The sequence below is a fragment of the Paenibacillus sp. CR_12 genome (assembly GCF_041953985.1).
GTDB lineage: Bacteria > Bacillota > Bacilli > Paenibacillales > Paenibacillaceae > Paenibacillus_AQ > Paenibacillus_AQ lautus_A.
Genome location: NZ_JAVFHO010000003.1, coordinates 494,154 through 509,461 on the forward strand (window position 1 = coordinate 494,154; position 15,308 = coordinate 509,461).

The 15,308-nt window shown below is 55.7% G+C and carries 9 protein-coding genes; 1 reads left to right on the forward strand and 8 read right to left on the reverse strand.

Annotated elements, in window-relative coordinates; translation table 11 throughout:
- Positions 1-18: 18 nt before the first annotated feature.
- Positions 19-2,751: a discoidin domain-containing protein gene (locus RB297_RS14425; RefSeq protein ID WP_375120776.1), complete on the reverse strand. Its 2,733-nt coding sequence runs from the start codon at positions 2,749-2,751 to the stop codon at positions 19-21.
- Between the two features lie 333 nt (positions 2,752-3,084).
- Between RB297_RS14425 and RB297_RS14430 the strand changes: the two genes are divergently transcribed.
- Positions 3,085-4,905, forward strand: coding sequence for a glycoside hydrolase family 97 protein (locus tag RB297_RS14430; RefSeq protein WP_375120777.1), 1,821 nt, complete (start codon positions 3,085-3,087; stop codon positions 4,903-4,905).
- 240 nt (positions 4,906-5,145) lie between these two features.
- Here RB297_RS14430 and RB297_RS14435 read toward each other — a convergent pair whose 3' ends face one another.
- The 7 genes from RB297_RS14435 to RB297_RS14465 form a co-directional block, all read right to left on the reverse strand.
- A complete protein-coding gene (locus tag RB297_RS14435; protein WP_375120778.1) occupies positions 5,146-6,990 on the reverse strand; it encodes a cache domain-containing sensor histidine kinase in 1,845 nt (614 codons plus the stop codon).
- Complete coding sequence (locus RB297_RS14440) at positions 6,987-8,012, reverse strand: response regulator (RefSeq protein WP_375120779.1); 1,026 nt, start codon at positions 8,010-8,012, stop codon at positions 6,987-6,989. Before RB297_RS14440 ends, RB297_RS14435 begins: the two co-directional genes overlap by 4 nt.
- A gap of 210 nt (positions 8,013-8,222) precedes the next feature.
- Positions 8,223-9,803, reverse strand: coding sequence for an extracellular solute-binding protein (locus RB297_RS14445; RefSeq protein ID WP_192569562.1), 1,581 nt, complete (start codon positions 9,801-9,803; stop codon positions 8,223-8,225).
- 138 nt (positions 9,804-9,941) lie between these two features.
- A complete protein-coding gene (locus RB297_RS14450) occupies positions 9,942-10,814 on the reverse strand; it encodes a carbohydrate ABC transporter permease (protein WP_375120780.1) in 873 nt (290 codons plus the stop codon).
- A gap of 16 nt (positions 10,815-10,830) precedes the next feature.
- The gene (locus RB297_RS14455) at positions 10,831-11,781 is read right to left on the reverse strand and encodes an ABC transporter permease (RefSeq protein WP_375120781.1); all 951 of its coding nucleotides are present in this window, start codon (positions 11,779-11,781) and stop codon (positions 10,831-10,833) included.
- Positions 11,782-12,195: 414 nt separating this feature from the next.
- A complete protein-coding gene (locus tag RB297_RS14460; protein ID WP_375120782.1) occupies positions 12,196-13,230 on the reverse strand; it encodes a glycoside hydrolase family protein in 1,035 nt (344 codons plus the stop codon).
- A 7-nt stretch (positions 13,231-13,237) separates the two neighbouring features.
- Positions 13,238-15,058 (reverse strand): alpha-L-fucosidase, encoded by a 1,821-nt coding sequence (locus tag RB297_RS14465; protein WP_375120783.1) that lies wholly within the window; start codon positions 15,056-15,058, stop codon positions 13,238-13,240.
- Between the last annotated feature and the right edge of the window lie 250 nt (positions 15,059-15,308).

The window sequence follows — 15,308 nt, forward strand, 5'->3', positions numbered from 1 at the left end:
CCTGTTCGTTATATATGATTAAGGCTGTTCCGGTATATCCAACGCACCGCCGCCCACCGGCGTTCGGGCCAGATGATCTACCGCATGCTGTCCCAGGCGATCCTTCAGCTGCTGGATGAATAAGCTCTGGAGCGCCACATGCCGATCGGCATATTCCCAATAGCCGTCCTCGCGAGGTCTTGGATCGTAGGCACTCGGAACGAGCGGCTTCACGTTCAAGCCGTCTTCGGTAGGGATATGCCCGATGACATAGTTTTGGGCAGTTGGGGGCTTCTGGGCGACAAGCCCGCCTTCGGTATTCCACATGACGTAATTCGCGCCGGCCCACCCGTGTCCGCTGCCCAGCCATCCCCGGTCGCGGACGCTGATGCGCGCGCTGACGTTGTCGTACAAACCGCCTGTCGACCAGCGGTGGTGCGGCTCGCTTGTATTGTATTCGCGAGTGGCCTTGTTGTCGTACATCACGTTCGGCCCTTGCACGCGGCTTTCAATGACGTAAGCATGGCGGGAAGTCTCCGTATAATTGCGCTGCACCAGATTTAACTGCCCCTGGATGAAAAAGCTGTAACGCCGCCCGCCGGTAATAATGCTGACCATGTCGTGCATTTCGCTGTCCTGCACCGTGACCCACTTGGCCTGCCGCCCGACCTGCACCAAGGCATAGGAAAAATGGTAGCCGGCCACCTCTCGTACCCAGGCATTCTTCACGCTGTTCATCATGATGAAACGTTCCGCATGGTCCTCATCGGAGTAATACGGAGTGTCCAGAACATCGTTATCCATCTTCGTGTCGGTCTTGCTTGGATCAAAATCGGATATGGCGCGCATGTTCTCGATCCCTACCTGTTCGATTCGCGATTCGTCCGTCGCCTTGAACAGCTTGCCCCCGCCCCATTGACGCTCAACGGCATTCGCTAACGGAGCGTCCACCGTAATCCGGTTGCCGTCGATCGCCGTAATCACGCGGTCAAAATCCAGATTGAACGGGGACCACTGCTGCGTTCCTCCGGTTCCTGGCCGCATGTAGATATGATCCATGCCGATTTCATGAATCCAGCGGTCGTTGCCGATCCTCCGGACGATGACGGAATCGCCTACCTGATAGTCAGAGGCATCCTGGACATGGAAGGAACGCGAGCCTGCCGGAACGTACAGATCCTGGATATCGGTCTCCGTGCCGTCCACAATCGTTGCGCCATTCGTTCCGCCCACGACGATCAAATTTCTGGCCGTTGTTCCCGTGCCGCGGATGATGGTCCCGTCCTCGCTCTTCCCCTCGCCCCGGAGCACGACGCCGCTCGCCTGGATGTTCAGCGATCCGCCGACCAGATACGTGCCCTTCTTCAGCAGCACGGCCCCCCGGAAGCCGTCTGCGTCGCGCGGCAGCTGCGACACCTCGTCGATCGCCGCTTGCAGCATCGCCGTATCATCCCCGCCGGTCGGCTGCACGGCGATCCTCGCCTGCACGTCGGGAAGCTTCACCCCGCCGCCCATATAACCGACATTCGAGAAATCGATGATCCGATTTCCTTTATAATCGGGAACATACGCCATTCTTCCGTCCTTTCCTGTATATGCGATATGACTCTGACCGTCAGGTATCCCTTTCTTGGGCATGACGGTGTAAAACAAGCTGTCGTAGTAAGTTCCCCCGTCTGCGGCTTGGAACGTCATCCTCACTTCGTGCGTGCCCGGTACCTTCATCCCGCCCGGAAGAGTGATCGATTGACTTATCCCCGTTTGCAGCGTCTTTGTGCCCAGCGAACCTCTGGATTGGCCGTCCTTGAACCATCTGGCGCTAACGGTCCCATCCGTATTCGGAGCGATCGTGACGACAGGCAATGGCTTGCCGTCATCCAGGATCGCCGCCTCGCCGATCTTCTGGACTAACGTCGGATGCGTGAACGAGCTGAAGGCAATATATTTCGCATCCCGGAATTCCTGATCATCCTTCACGACAAACCAGAAATCCGGCGTCCCAACCGTTTGGCCATTAACGCTGATTTCCGCATACATCCGCGTGGCGCCGACCTTGACTCCGGTTACGGAACCAGCTGCATCCACGGCCATGCTGCTCCCCGCAGCATGGTATTGAACCTGGCCTGGAGGGAGCGCAACCCACTCTCCGTTGGCTCGTTTGCCGCGCACCTCCAAGGTCGACGTTTCTCCAATGTCCAAGGTCCGTTCATCATTGTTGTTATAAGGAGTGCCATCCGGCTTCACGAAAGCCAGCTCCGTTACGTCCGACGGAATCCCTTGATCTCCATCCTGCATATAAACCTCCAACTCCTTAAGCTGAACGTTGAGATTTCGGCTGAGCTGCAGAGTCACCCGCATTTGGGAAGCGCTTACGGAATCAAACGCCATGACTTCCTGACCGTCCGCTCGAATGCCCCCGTTTTTCGCATAGGCTCTGGTCCAAGACTCGCCGTCAAGGGAATAATCAATCTCGATGCTGCCCAAATTATCTCCCCGGTTTAAGTCCAGGACGACCTGGTTGAAGGACTGCTCGCTCCCCAGATTCACCTGAACGTGCACACTCATGTCCTCACGATCCGTGCTCGCCGGCTGCCAATAGGTATCCTTGCTGCCATCCACGGCTTTCCCGGCTTCACGCCCGCTGATCTCCGAACTGGCCGTTGCCGGCCTATTCATTGCAAGGTTGACCCGCTCCAACCCACCGGCTGCCGGCGTTTCCCCCTGTATTGGCGGATTGCCGAACGAAAACAGCAGAATACCCAGCAGCAACATAATACTCCCCCTTCTTACCTGTCCGTTACGCCTGCGCACCTGTCTCATCAATCATCACCCATCCTTTGTCCTAGTGTAGTGATTAACGATCTACCCGCGATTACAGGATACCCTCCTTTCAGACGCCTCTTGATGCTTCCATGTTAAAACAGCGGCCTCCCGCCAGACCATGCCGTAACTTGCGGAAGGGCCGTGTTTTTTTACGGAGTAACACAACGTAAGAAAACACAACCCGGAGCGAACGGAGCCGTATGCTAAGCCTTCCCTTTGTCCGTTACAATGAGGCTGCAATGGGTACGTCATTTTGGTAGCGACAAGGAAGGAGTTTCGTTTATGGATCATGAGCTGTCCCCATCTCTGTCGGCGCCGTTTCATGCTCAGCTTTTTTCCCCTGACGGGAATTTGCAGATCACCCTGGAGCAGGCGCATAACGGTCCCCTCTTGTATACGGTTATGAACAAGGGATTCCGGGTTCTTGACAGATCCCCGCTCGGACTCATCACGGACAGATACCAATTTCAGCAAAACATCCGCATCCAGGGGGTTGAGCACAACACGATCACGGAGCGTTACGAGCTGATGACCGGCAAGCAAAAATCGCAGTCTTACGAAGCAAGCGAGCTGGTGCTCCTGGCTTCCGTCGAGCATCATCAGGTGAGGATTCGATTCCGCGCTTTTCGAGACGGCGCTGCTTACCGTTATGAGCTGCAAGGAGAAGGTGATATTCGCATCGAGAACGAGATCTCCGGATTCCATCTGCCGGAGGATCGGATGCTTAACGTCTGGGCGCAGCCGTTCATGCGGTGTTATGAACGAACCTACGACCATGCCATGCCGGACGATCTTCGGGGAGGGCATTTCGGCTTCCCGCTCTTGGTTCAATCGACAGAGGAGCAATGGCTGCTGCTGACAGAGGCTGCCGTGGACGGCGGTTATGGCGCCAGTCACCTCGCAGCCGATGAGCAAGACGGCCGGAAGCTTCGCATCTCGTACGCTCCGGATCAGGAAACGCCGATTGCCGCGCAGCTTCCGCTCTCGACGCCTTGGCGCGTCATGATCATCGGATCGCTCGGGGATCTGGTGACTTCATCGGTAACGACTCATCTATGTCCCCCGCCCGTGCTGAAAGACACCTCTTGGATCGCTCCGGGCAGAGCAGCCTGGTCCTGGTACGCGGAGGGCGGTTCTTGCGGCGATATGGATGTTCAGCGGCAGCATATCGATTTTGCCGCCGGGATGGGATGGGAATACGTCGTCGTAGACGGCGGCTGGGAGGGTGTGCTGGATGCGCCTCAGCTGATCGATTACGCGAAGGAGCGCGGCGTCGGCATCTGGCTGTGGACGCATTATCAAGGGCTGCACACGGAGGAACTCCGAGAAGAGAAATTACCCCTGTGGGCCTCCTGGGGTGCGGTTGGGATCAAGGTCGATTTCTTCGACAGCGACAATCAAGAGACGCTCCAGGTCTACGACGCCATCGCCGAATCCGCCGCCAGACACCGGCTAATGGTTAATTTCCACGGATCCACCAAACCGAGCGGGGAGCACCGGACATGGCCTCATGTGATGACAAGAGAAGGCGTTTACGGCGCGGAATACTACCGGGCGCAGAGTGAAGGCCCGAATGCGGTTCATCTCTGTACCTTGCCGTTTACGCGAAATGTGATCGGATCCATGGACTTTACGCCGGTCACGTTCAGCAGGAAGACCAACACGACCCAGGGGCTTCAGCTCGCTCTGGCCATCCTCTTCGAGTCCGGCATCCAGCACTATGCGGATGCGATCTCCGTGTTCGCTGACCATCCGGGCAAGCCGCTGCTGGCCGAGGTTCCTGCCGTCTGGGATGAGACGCGGCTGCTGGAAGGTTATCCGGGCCGGTACGTTACGATCGCCAGACGATCCGGTACGGAATGGTTCGTCGCCTCCATCTGTGCCGCAGGAGGACGAGATGCCCGAATCCCGCTGGATTTCCTTGACGATCATACGGCATACCAAGCAGTGATCTATCAGGAGCAGGCAGAGCCGGACGAATATCGTTATCGTTCCGTTCTTCCTCCCATTGAGATTCGCACGGAAACCTGCTGCAGCACAGATACGATCACGAAGCGCCTGAAGATATATGGAGGTCTATCCATCCATCTCACGCCGCTTTGAAATGATCTTTACGGACGGCTTGGACGTCGTGGACGCCATTCGTGAAACGTTAACCGATCATAAGCCTCTGCTGAAGGCGCAGAGCTTCTTGGAACCTTCGAATCTCGTTCCATGAAACTTTGCGATCCGAAATGCGCCCCAAGAACGGGAAAAACGCTGCCCTTACCTTAAGGACAGCGTTTCTATTTGCACTTCGAGCACAGAGTCTGACCTCCATGCCCGGGAGAGGCAGGCCTTGCGCTAATCACGCGGCGGACTCGGCATAACCATGCGGATGGTGGTTCCCGTCCCCACGCCCGCGGAGGTTAGGCGCAGTCCGTAACTCTCGCCGAATACCAGCTGAATCCGGCGATGCACGTTAAGCAAGCCGATGCCTCCGGTACCGCTAAGGTTCAGGGAGGATTCCGGCGAAGGATTCGTGTGGTCGTGCTCGTAGGACAGCCGTGCCGCAACCTCGTGCAGCTGTTCATCGGTCATGCCGATGCCGTTGTCCGTCACGCTCACCCAGAAGGCATCGTCGCTGCATCCGGCAGTGATGATGATGTGCTGCGAGGCTTCGATGCCGTCCGGAAACGCATGCTGGAATGCATTTTCGATTAAAGGCTGGAGCGTCAAGCGCACCATTTTGTACAGGAGAAGCTCATGGGGAACCTCGACCCGAAGATCGAATTCCATGTCGTGCCGGTGCTTCATGATGGTCATATAATTCAGCACATGGTTCAGCTCGTTCGCAACCGTGATCTCCTCCAGCGAGGTCAGTAAGGAATATCGCATCATAAAGCCCAGCGAAGACACCATCTCGGTAATCTCGGACGAGCCTTCAACCTCGGCATAACAGACGATGGTCTCCAGCGTGTTGTACATGAAATGCGGATTGATCTGCAGCTGAAGCGCCTGAAACTCGGCCTTCTGCCGCTCGATGATCGTCTTCTGCTGCTGCAGCTCGGTCTCGTATACCCGCTCGATCAGTTCCGACAGCCGGCTCACCATCAGATTGTACCGCTGCATCATTTCCGTCAGCTCATCCTGCCGCCGTTCAGGAAGGTCCAGGGGAATCCATCGGCCCTGCTCCGTCTGCCGCATTCCGCGGATAATCGTCTGGATCGGCTGGGTAATGGAACGGGTGAAACGGTAAGCAAGCAAACAAGCGGCGACGAGACTGATCAAGCCGATCGTCCAGGCCGTCGTGCGGATATTGGCAATCGGCTGGCGCCACTCTTCCAGCGGAATCGAGGCTACCAAGCGCCATCCGGAATAAGGGGACATCCGGGTCATGAATACCCGCTGCTCTCCATCGACCGTCGTATATTTAAAGGATTCCTCGTCCGCGCCCATAATGGCGGCGGTCAGCTTCGTATCCCGGGCAGGAGACGAGGCGTTGTCCTCCATCCCTTCGGGCTGGTAAACCACGTGACCGCTGGCATCGGCAATATAGAAGTATCCGCGTTCGCCCAGATCGATGCCTTTCCAGAGGGAGGACAGCTCCTGGGAGCGCACCTCCATGGCGAGCACCCCTTTTTCCGCCGTGGAAGACAAACCCTTCATCTGTCTAGTCATGCGTATCACGCTGCCGCTGCGTCCCGGAATAATGCTCTCCGTATGAATCATGAGGCCGCTTTCGTCTTTTGTGGCATGGCGGAGCTCCGTCAGCTGCTTCGACTTGTCCTCTTCGCTGAACACCGGCGCCGTAAAGTCGGAGCCGAAGCTGTACGTCGCGTTTCCGTTGTAAGACAACAGATACATCGTCAGCAGCTCGGGCCCCCGGTCCATCAGGGGACGGAACACCGTATCCTTGATCGTGGAACTGATGTGATAGTATTCGTAATGGTCCGCCGGGTTCGGCAGATCCACGAATTTCTTCAATTCCCGGTTGGTCAGCAGGGAGATCATCGTCCGGTCATAGGATTTGATGTACAGGTCCGTGTGATTCAAGGCATTCTGCACGATTTGCGACAGATGCCGATCCAGCTGCCGATCCAGCTCCGCGGAAGAACGCGCGTACGTGACGATGCCGATCAATAACGAGGACAGCGCTATGATCGATACGCAGTACAGGAAAAGCTTACGATACAGCTTATTCTTCATCCGTTAAATCCCAGCATCGTCCGATATTCCGTTGGCGTGTGTCCCGTTACCTTCTTGAACATCTTCGTAAAATGGGGATAGTCCTCGTAACCGACGTTTGCCGCCACGTCGATGATCCGCATATGCGGCAGCGCAAGCAGCTCCTTCGCCCGCTCCATCCGCCGGTGAATACGGTACCGGACAAAGGTTTCATTGGTCATTTTCTTAAACATCGCGCTAAAATAGGTCGGCGTATACCCCGCCATCTCCGCCACTTCCTCCAGCGTGATTTCCTCGGACAGATGCGTGTCGATGTACGCTTTCACTTCATCCAGCGGATTCTTGAAATTCCCCCAGCGCTGGGTCACCAGATCGGCCGTCATCCGCTTAACCCTCAGCTCGAATTCATTCAGCAGCTGTTCCTGGGCCGCATGATGGCCGATGGGTTCAATCACGGAAACCTCCATATACCCCTTCGATACCAGCCGCCGGAAAATCATCCCCACTGCATCATCCAGCAGCTGCTGAAGCTGCGGGACGCTAAGCCCCGCTGCCTGCAGATGCGCCCTCCAATCGACCAACAGCTCATCCAGCCGTTCCGTCTGAAGCATCCAAATTTCCTGCCCGATGTTTTCAATCCAATCGACGTAGGAAGCCAGGGAGACAATGCCTTTATTGCGATGTTTTACGATCGCGTCAAAGGTTTGGTGCAGCACCACGCCCGTCACCGGCTTCAGCAGATAATGCTTCACCCCATAAGCCAGGCACTGCTGCGCATATTGGAATTCGCCGTAACCCGAGATGACGATGATCTGAATATGCCCATACATCTCATGCAGCTCCTGGCACAGCTCCAGCCCGCCCATTCGGGGCATGCGGATATCGGTCAGCAGCACATCCGGCTCGGTCTCCTTGATCATCGAGAGCGCATGCTCGCCGTTCACGGCCGTATCGATGGCGTCAAACTGCAGGCGATAGGTTTCCGCCATCTTGACCAGCCCTCTTCGGATGACAGGTTCGTCGTCAGCAATCAACAACCGCATTATTTTCAGCCTCCTGTATGTAGAAGAATTAGGGATGAGGCAATCATGAAATGGAACAAGAAGGTATCCGCGAGCGGCTGCCTTGCATGGCAGACCGGCGGATACCTTGAACTTTCGCATTCATTCATTTATTTAAAACGCTTACATGTCGGATTCATTGTACAGGATTTTCGGGATAAACTGGAGATGTCCTACTGCCTATCTTGCATGTTATCTTGTACGATCCACGACGTTCTCCTTGTTCTTCCAGCGTTCCGTCGCTTCCCTGATGATCTCGTCCCCGCCTTTGGCGCGATATTCCTCGAGCACCTTCGGCCATTCGGATATCGGCTGCTTGCCGTAAATCATCTTCACCATGCTGTCCAGAATGAATTTCGGTCCCGTATCTCCAGTCGAGGCCAAATCCGGGAACTTGGAGAAGCTGTTCAGGTTCGCCGTAAACGTAATGCCGCCGCGGCCTTCATTGCTGAGCACGTCGCTGAACGCCGTAATGACATCCTGGCCGTCCTCGGTCAGGGCCGTCTGCTTCTTGTTGTAGGTCAGCTCATGCACGAACCACAGCTGGTTGGCCCGGAACCCCGCTTCGTCCACTTCTTCCTTTTTCACGGGCCATGTATAGTTGACCTTGCCGTCCTCCATCGTGTAGTTCTCGCCCTCGATCCCGAAGGAGAAGAACATATCGGCTTCCTCCGTCAGCATCCAGTCGAGGAATTTAATGATTTCGATCGCTTTTTCCTTACCGACCTTGTTGTTGATGTAATACGTGGTCGAGATCGAGCTGTACAAGCCGAGGCCGCCCTTGCCGTCCGAGCCCGTTGGCGAAGGATAAATATCCACCTTCATCGAAGGATCCACTTCCTTCAGCTTGGCGCGGAACCCGATCAGCCCCTCGCCGTTGGACGCCCACATGCCGGCTTTGCCGGAATTGATATTCCGGCCGTAATCCTCCTGGGACAGGGAAGCGAAATCCTTCGGAATCAGGCCTTCGTCGTACATCGTCTTATACGTCTCCAGTGCCTTGGTCATGTTCTCCACATCGAAGAACTTCGGCACGACTTCCCCGTTCAGCTCCATGAACTGGAACGGCAGCACGTCGTATGCCCCCAGGAAGGTATCCGCGTATTTAAAGCCCTCCCGGTATTGGAACGGATGCTCTACTCCCAGTCTCTTGAAGGCACGCAGCATATCCAGATACTCTTCCACCGTCTTCGGCGCTTCCTGGATGCCTGCCTTCTCCATCAGATCCGTACGGATAAACGTGGCGCGGCGCGACGGGTTCTCCAGCCAAGCCGGAATGCCGTAGATTTTGCCGTCGTACGATACTTCCTCCCATGCCGCCGGGGTGACCATTTTCATCAGATTCGGCGCATGCTCCTTCAGGAGGTCATCCAGCGGCATGAACACGCCCGCTTCCACCGAGCCTGACATGGAGCCCGTCGTCGGCCCCCCGCGCATATTGCCGACCACGTCCGGAATTTCGTTGCCTGCAAACATCAGACTCATCTTTTGATCGAATTCCTTATGGGACATCAAGCGGATATCGAGATCGGTGTTCGTCATCTCCTCCAGCTTCAGCACCCATTTGTCCTTGTTGATGTCGGGCGACGATTCGATGTAGGTGTTGCCGCCCGTGGAGAATGAAATCGAGAATGCCAGCTTGCTGGAAGCGGTGCCCTGCTCGTTCCCTTCCGGCTTGGTATTCCCTGTTCCTTCTTCCGCTTTCCCCCCGCACCCCGCAAGCAGTGTCATCATCATGACGCCGATCAGTAAGACCGTCCAACTTTTTTTCATCAACCTCTCCCCTTTTCGCAAAAATAGACAAGTGGTTCATTCATGAGGTAAGCGCTTTCGTAAAATCCATTTCATCGTAGCTCATAACCCTCATGCGCAGAATTGGCGTTCTTATTATGGATTTGTGTTCTTTTACGATCAGGATTTGATCGAACCGATAAGCATGCCCTTGATAAAATATTTCTGCAGGAACGGGTATACCAGGATGATCGGCAGCGTAGCGATGACGATCGTGGCCATCTTGATGCCCTCCGGGGACATGTTGGCCAAGTTCTCGAACGTGGTGTCCATCTCTCCCATCTGATCGGTGATCACGATTTCCCTCAGGCGAACCTGCAGCGGAAACAGCTTTCGGCTATTGATATAGTATAGAGCGGACGAGTACGAATTCCAATGCGCCACGGCGTAAAACAGTCCCATCGTCGCCATCACCGGCTTGGATAGCGGAAGCACGATGCTTGATATGATCCGCAGCTCTCCGCACCCGTCGATCCTTGCCGAGTCGATAATCTCGTTAGGCAGATTCATGAAGAACGAGCGCATGATGAACAGGTTGTATGCGCTAATGGCGCCCGGAATAATGAGGGCCCAGACCGTATCCAGCATATTCAGCGATTTAATGAGCAGATAGTTGGGAATGAGCGGCGCGCTGAAAATAAAGGTGATCAGGACGAGCATGAGAATGACCTTCCGTCCCCGATATTCGTTGCGCGACAGCGGGTAAGCCAGCGAAGCCGTTGCGATTAAGTTGATTCCCGTCCCCACGATGGTCACGAATACGCTGATCATGAAGGAACGCCATACCGAGGTATCGTTCAATACGATGGCGTAGTTCGAGAGCGTAAACTCAACCGGCCACAGGCCGACGTCCCCCCTGGAGATGGCCAGATCGCTGCTGAGCGATTGCGCCGCTACGTGCAGGATCGGAAAGATCATGGCGGCCGACACGACGGCCAGGAAGATATAGTTGAACATTTCGAATACGATTTCGCCTGTTGATCGTTTTATCATGTTTTCGGTCACCTGCCTAGTATAAGGAATTTCCGGTCGTTTTACGGCTGATGGCGTTACCGCCCACAATGAGCAGCAGCCCGATGAGCGATTTGAACAGCCCGATGGCCGTGGTGTAGCTGTACTGCTGTCCAAGCAGACCGACGCGATAGATGTACGTATCCAGAATGTCGCCCTTGTTCTCGTTCAAGGCGTTCAGGAACACAAACACCCGTTCAAACCCGAAATCGAGGAAGTTGCCGATGTTCAGCAGGAATAGAATCATGATGGTTGGCAGAATCGACGGAATCGTAATCGCCAAGGTCTGGCGCCAGCGGTTCGCGCCGTCTACGCGTGCAGCTTCGTACAGGTCCGGATTGATTCCGGCCAACGCCGCCAGGTAAATAATCGTTCCCCAGCCCGCTTCCTTCCAGATGCCCGAGCCGATCAGAATGCTGCGAATGTAGCTTTCCTCGCCAAGGAAGTAAATCGGTTCGAGTCCCACCCACATCAGGATCTGATTGATGATCCCCGTGGTCGGAGACAGAATGCCCACCGCAATCCCCCCGATAATGACCCAGGACAGGAAGTGGGGCATGTAGATGACTGTCTGGAGCACCCGCTTGTACAGGACAAGGCGAATCTCGTTCAATAGCAGGGACAGAATGATCGGTACCGGAAACGCGAATGCGATGCTGTACATCCCGATCAGCAGGGTGTTCCAGAAAATCCGCAGAAACTCCTCGTACTGAAACATCCGGTAGAACTGGTCCAGCCCGACCCAAGGGCTCTCCCATATGCCTTTGAATAAGTTGTACTCCTGAAAAGCCATGGCACTGCCGAATAAAGGGACGTATTTGAATACGAGAAAATAGAGGATGCCCGGAATCGAGATGAGGTATATCGCCTTGTACTTGCGAAAGCTAGATAACCATTCCCGGCTCCGCGCTGACGGTGTTAGCCGCGTGCTTGGGTTGATGTTCGCCATAAGGACCTCCCGTTGTAAGTTTGCCTTCGTATTCATCCTATAAGCGGAGTGCTTCGCCAACAATGGCGGCATTTGTTTGTCGATGTGTTTTTTTACGATTGTGTTTGTAGAGGGCACGGCGAAAGGAGTGTGACACAAAAAAGAACCCTTTAGGGAACCCTGGTCTAATACGGCCAAGTTTCGCCAAAGGGCTTATGCTTATGGGGCATGGACACAGGCCTACTGTGTCCATGGGGAACAACCTTGCCGTCGTGTGACGAACCTCGCTCGACTACGATGCTTGGTTCGGTGTCGCAGGACGGCGGTCCCCCGGTTGGCAAGGGGGATCGGATGGAGCTGAATCGTGAATATCACCCCGTGCGGCTTCGCGGGAAAAACAAGCTCATCCATTCGTTTGCACCGGAAAAGGCTGCCCTATTCGTGCTCCTTCTCCTCCATCTCCCGAATCGGAATCGCCATATTCCAGGTTTCCGTGCAGTCGTGAAATCCGTTGGTTCCATCCGAGGTCGCTGCGAACATCCAGGCCGGACGACCGTCCTCCATGAGCAAAAACGGCCGTTCCAGGTTGCCCATCAGCCGCTCCGCGCCATCGTCCCACATTACCCTGCGGGAATACGCCGGCTCCCCTGGCCGGGTTGTCATCTCCCACTGCTCTCCGTTCGCCGACCACGCATGGACCCCGCTATAGCGCTCTCCACAGATGGAGCCGTCCATGTCCTTGGCAATCATCTCGTACCCCCGTGCCGTACGCCAAATGAAGGGATCTTCAATATGAATGGCAGGCGGAAACAGCGGCTCAGGCTTGCGGGCGTATGGACCGTATACCGATTCAGCGCTGGCCAAGCCCAGCTGCATGTTGCCATAGGTATGCCCTTCGTAGGGCCGGGATTTATAGATCAGCTGCACCGAGCCGTCGGCATGAACACAGGGTGCCGGATTGGACACGAAAAAGCTGTCAAACTGATTCGGGCGCGGCAGCAGAACCGGAAGATCCCTTCGTGTCCAAGGGCCGGTTACGGAAGGGGCGGTCGCAACGCCGATCCGTTTGTTGGCCCTGGCCACCACGGCGAGCGGATCGTGCGGCAGCAGCGCCTCCCCTTCGTCAGGCAGCGGGAACGGGAACGTCGTGCCCATATAATAGAGCACATATATGCCATCCACCTTCACGATATGCGGATTGTGCACGCTGCAGCCGTCCCAATAGGCCGGAGACCTTGCCCCAAGCACCGTCTCCTCGTAGACGTACGGTCCTGCCGGATGATCGGCGGCGGCACGGACGATCTCCGAGGCCGCGAGCCATCCGGGGTGCATGGGCATGGATTTCGGCCAGCGCGAAGCAAACATATGGTAGCGGCCATCCTCGCCTCGAATGACGCTGCCGCACCAGACCCAATACCCCGGCATTCGAAAGCCTCCTGCAACCGGTGCAGGATCAAATACGATTTTCATAAACTCCTCACTCCCCTTCCATTGGCAGCAGCGTAACCTTGCGCAAATTCATCAAAGAATCCGATGCCAGCGATATTCCGCGGACTTCAAGACGGTGTAGGCTTGCCGAATGAATCGTCAATTGACCGATCTCAAAATCTCCCCAGCATCCGTCCCCGCCCGTATCGTAAACGGTACAAGCCAGCTTCTGTTCATCCAGGGACAATTCAAAGCGTCCCCCCGCCTGATCCGCTGAGGCGGACAAGGTGACGATGATTCGGCAGTGGACGGGCGCCTCTTCTTCCGAACGAAACGCCCATTGAACAGCCGCATGTGGAGCGGTCCACCCGGTAACGCCGTCATGCCCTCTTTTTCCATTGTCGCGGCGCAGGCCGTCGCCCTCGATAACACCATCATATGCCCAAAACGTATTCGGCATTGAAGATATGAATCTAGGAGTCCCGTTGCTCTCCAGTTGCTCCCCGCTTAGCTTCAGCTCTAGCACAGTCGCATAGGCGTCCTGAGGTACCGAACGCACATCAATTTGCCAGTCCCATCGCCCAAGCTGCCGGATCGGCAGGCGGTCCTCCTTCGTCTTCGCTCCGATAGGCCTCGCATATTGAACTCCGCTTGCGAGACCGGGCAGGATCAAATAACCGTCCTGCGGCCAATCTCTAACCAGCAGATACAAGCTGTTCTCTTCCGGCTTCCAGGTGCAGTAGCCCCACTGCGGCGTACCGATCGGACTGCCGTTCGTGCCATATATGGCCTCGCCGTTCCGCTCCAGGAAGCTGCCCACCGTCTCCAGCAGGCTTCTCGACTTCTCGTCAATCGCCCCGTTTCCGAGCGGACCGACATTCAGCACCAGATTGCCGTTCGCCGCTGTCACGCGCAGCAGCTGGTCGATCAATTCCTCCGGACTCTTCCAATGGTCATCGCCATACCGGAATCCCCAAGAATCATTCAGCGTATGAATCGACTCCCAGTCCTGCTGCACCGGATGAAATCGCAGCTGGTTATCATGCGGATTCCCGTAATCCGCAAAGCGGTCATCCCGAAGCCGCTTGTTAATCAGGCAATCCGGCTGCAGCCGGCGTACCCGATCATGGAACCACACGGCGTGTTCGTCGCTGATCTTATGGCCGCAATCAAACCACATCAACCCGATCGGGCCGTAATCGGTCAGCAGCTCCTCGACCTGGGGAAGAGCTTTCTCATGAAGGTAACGCTCAAAGCGTTCCCGCTTATCCTGATCGTCGATCCAGTCCTCCAGCAGATCCCATGCACCGATATTCCCCGGGTAATCCAGCGTGTTCCCCTGCGAATCCGGGTGATGCCAGTCCATGGCGTGAGAATAGTAAATCCCGAGCCGAATCCCCTCGGCCTCGCATGCCTCTGCCAGCTCCTTGATCGGATCTCTCGGGAAATTTGCATGCCGGGTAATCGAATAATCGCAAACCTTGGAATCATACATGGCAAACCCGTCATGATGCTTCGCCGTCACGATGAGGTATTTGGCCCCCGACCGCTTGGCCAGCAACACCCACTCATGCGCATCGAACGCCTCCGGATTCATACCGGCTGCGGCTTCTGCATACTCAGCTACAGGTATCTTCCCCCTAAGCTGGATATGCTCGGCATAATTCGCATCCACTCGCTCGCCCTTCCACATTCCGCCCAGCATCGAGTAAGGCCCCCAATGCACAAACAGCCCAACGCGCGCTTCCCTCCACCAGGCTATCCGACGGTTGCGATCTCGATCTCGGTCATCCACCCATAGATCGGTCGGGATATTATCCGAGCGTTCCTGCTCTAATCCGGCCCCATCCATGTATTCATCCCGCTTCATGTTTATCCCTCCTCACCTGCCAGTTAACGGTCCGACAGTCTAGTAACCTCCATTATAGAAGGTACGCTGTTGCAGCCTCTTTGTTTTTTTGGGTTGAGGTTGTGTTTTGTTGAGGTGGGGGGGAAAGTATGGTTCATTCGATAGATATGTAAACTGTAAATGAGTTGAATTTTCTTAGATTACATTCCTTTTCAGCCTGGTTATAACATAAAAAGAAGCTGCGCTCCCGAATAGGAAACGGCTCCACTTT

Coding starts and splice junctions, on each gene's coding strand:
- RB297_RS14425 (WP_375120776.1), bottom strand. CDS start 2,751: ATGTTGCTGCTGGGTATTCTGCTGTTTTCGTTCGGCAATCCGCCAATA.
- RB297_RS14430 (WP_375120777.1), top strand. CDS start 3,085: ATGGATCATGAGCTGTCCCCATCTCTGTCGGCGCCGTTTCATGCTCAG.
- RB297_RS14435 (WP_375120778.1), bottom strand. CDS start 6,990: ATGAAGAATAAGCTGTATCGTAAGCTTTTCCTGTACTGCGTATCGATC.
- RB297_RS14440 (WP_375120779.1), bottom strand. CDS start 8,012: ATGCGGTTGTTGATTGCTGACGACGAACCTGTCATCCGAAGAGGGCTG.
- RB297_RS14445 (WP_192569562.1), bottom strand. CDS start 9,803: ATGAAAAAAAGTTGGACGGTCTTACTGATCGGCGTCATGATGATGACA.
- RB297_RS14450 (WP_375120780.1), bottom strand. CDS start 10,814: ATGATAAAACGATCAACAGGCGAAATCGTATTCGAAATGTTCAACTAT.
- RB297_RS14455 (WP_375120781.1), bottom strand. CDS start 11,781: ATGGCGAACATCAACCCAAGCACGCGGCTAACACCGTCAGCGCGGAGC.
- RB297_RS14460 (WP_375120782.1), bottom strand. CDS start 13,230: ATGAAAATCGTATTTGATCCTGCACCGGTTGCAGGAGGCTTTCGAATG.
- RB297_RS14465 (WP_375120783.1), bottom strand. CDS start 15,058: ATGAAGCGGGATGAATACATGGATGGGGCCGGATTAGAGCAGGAACGC.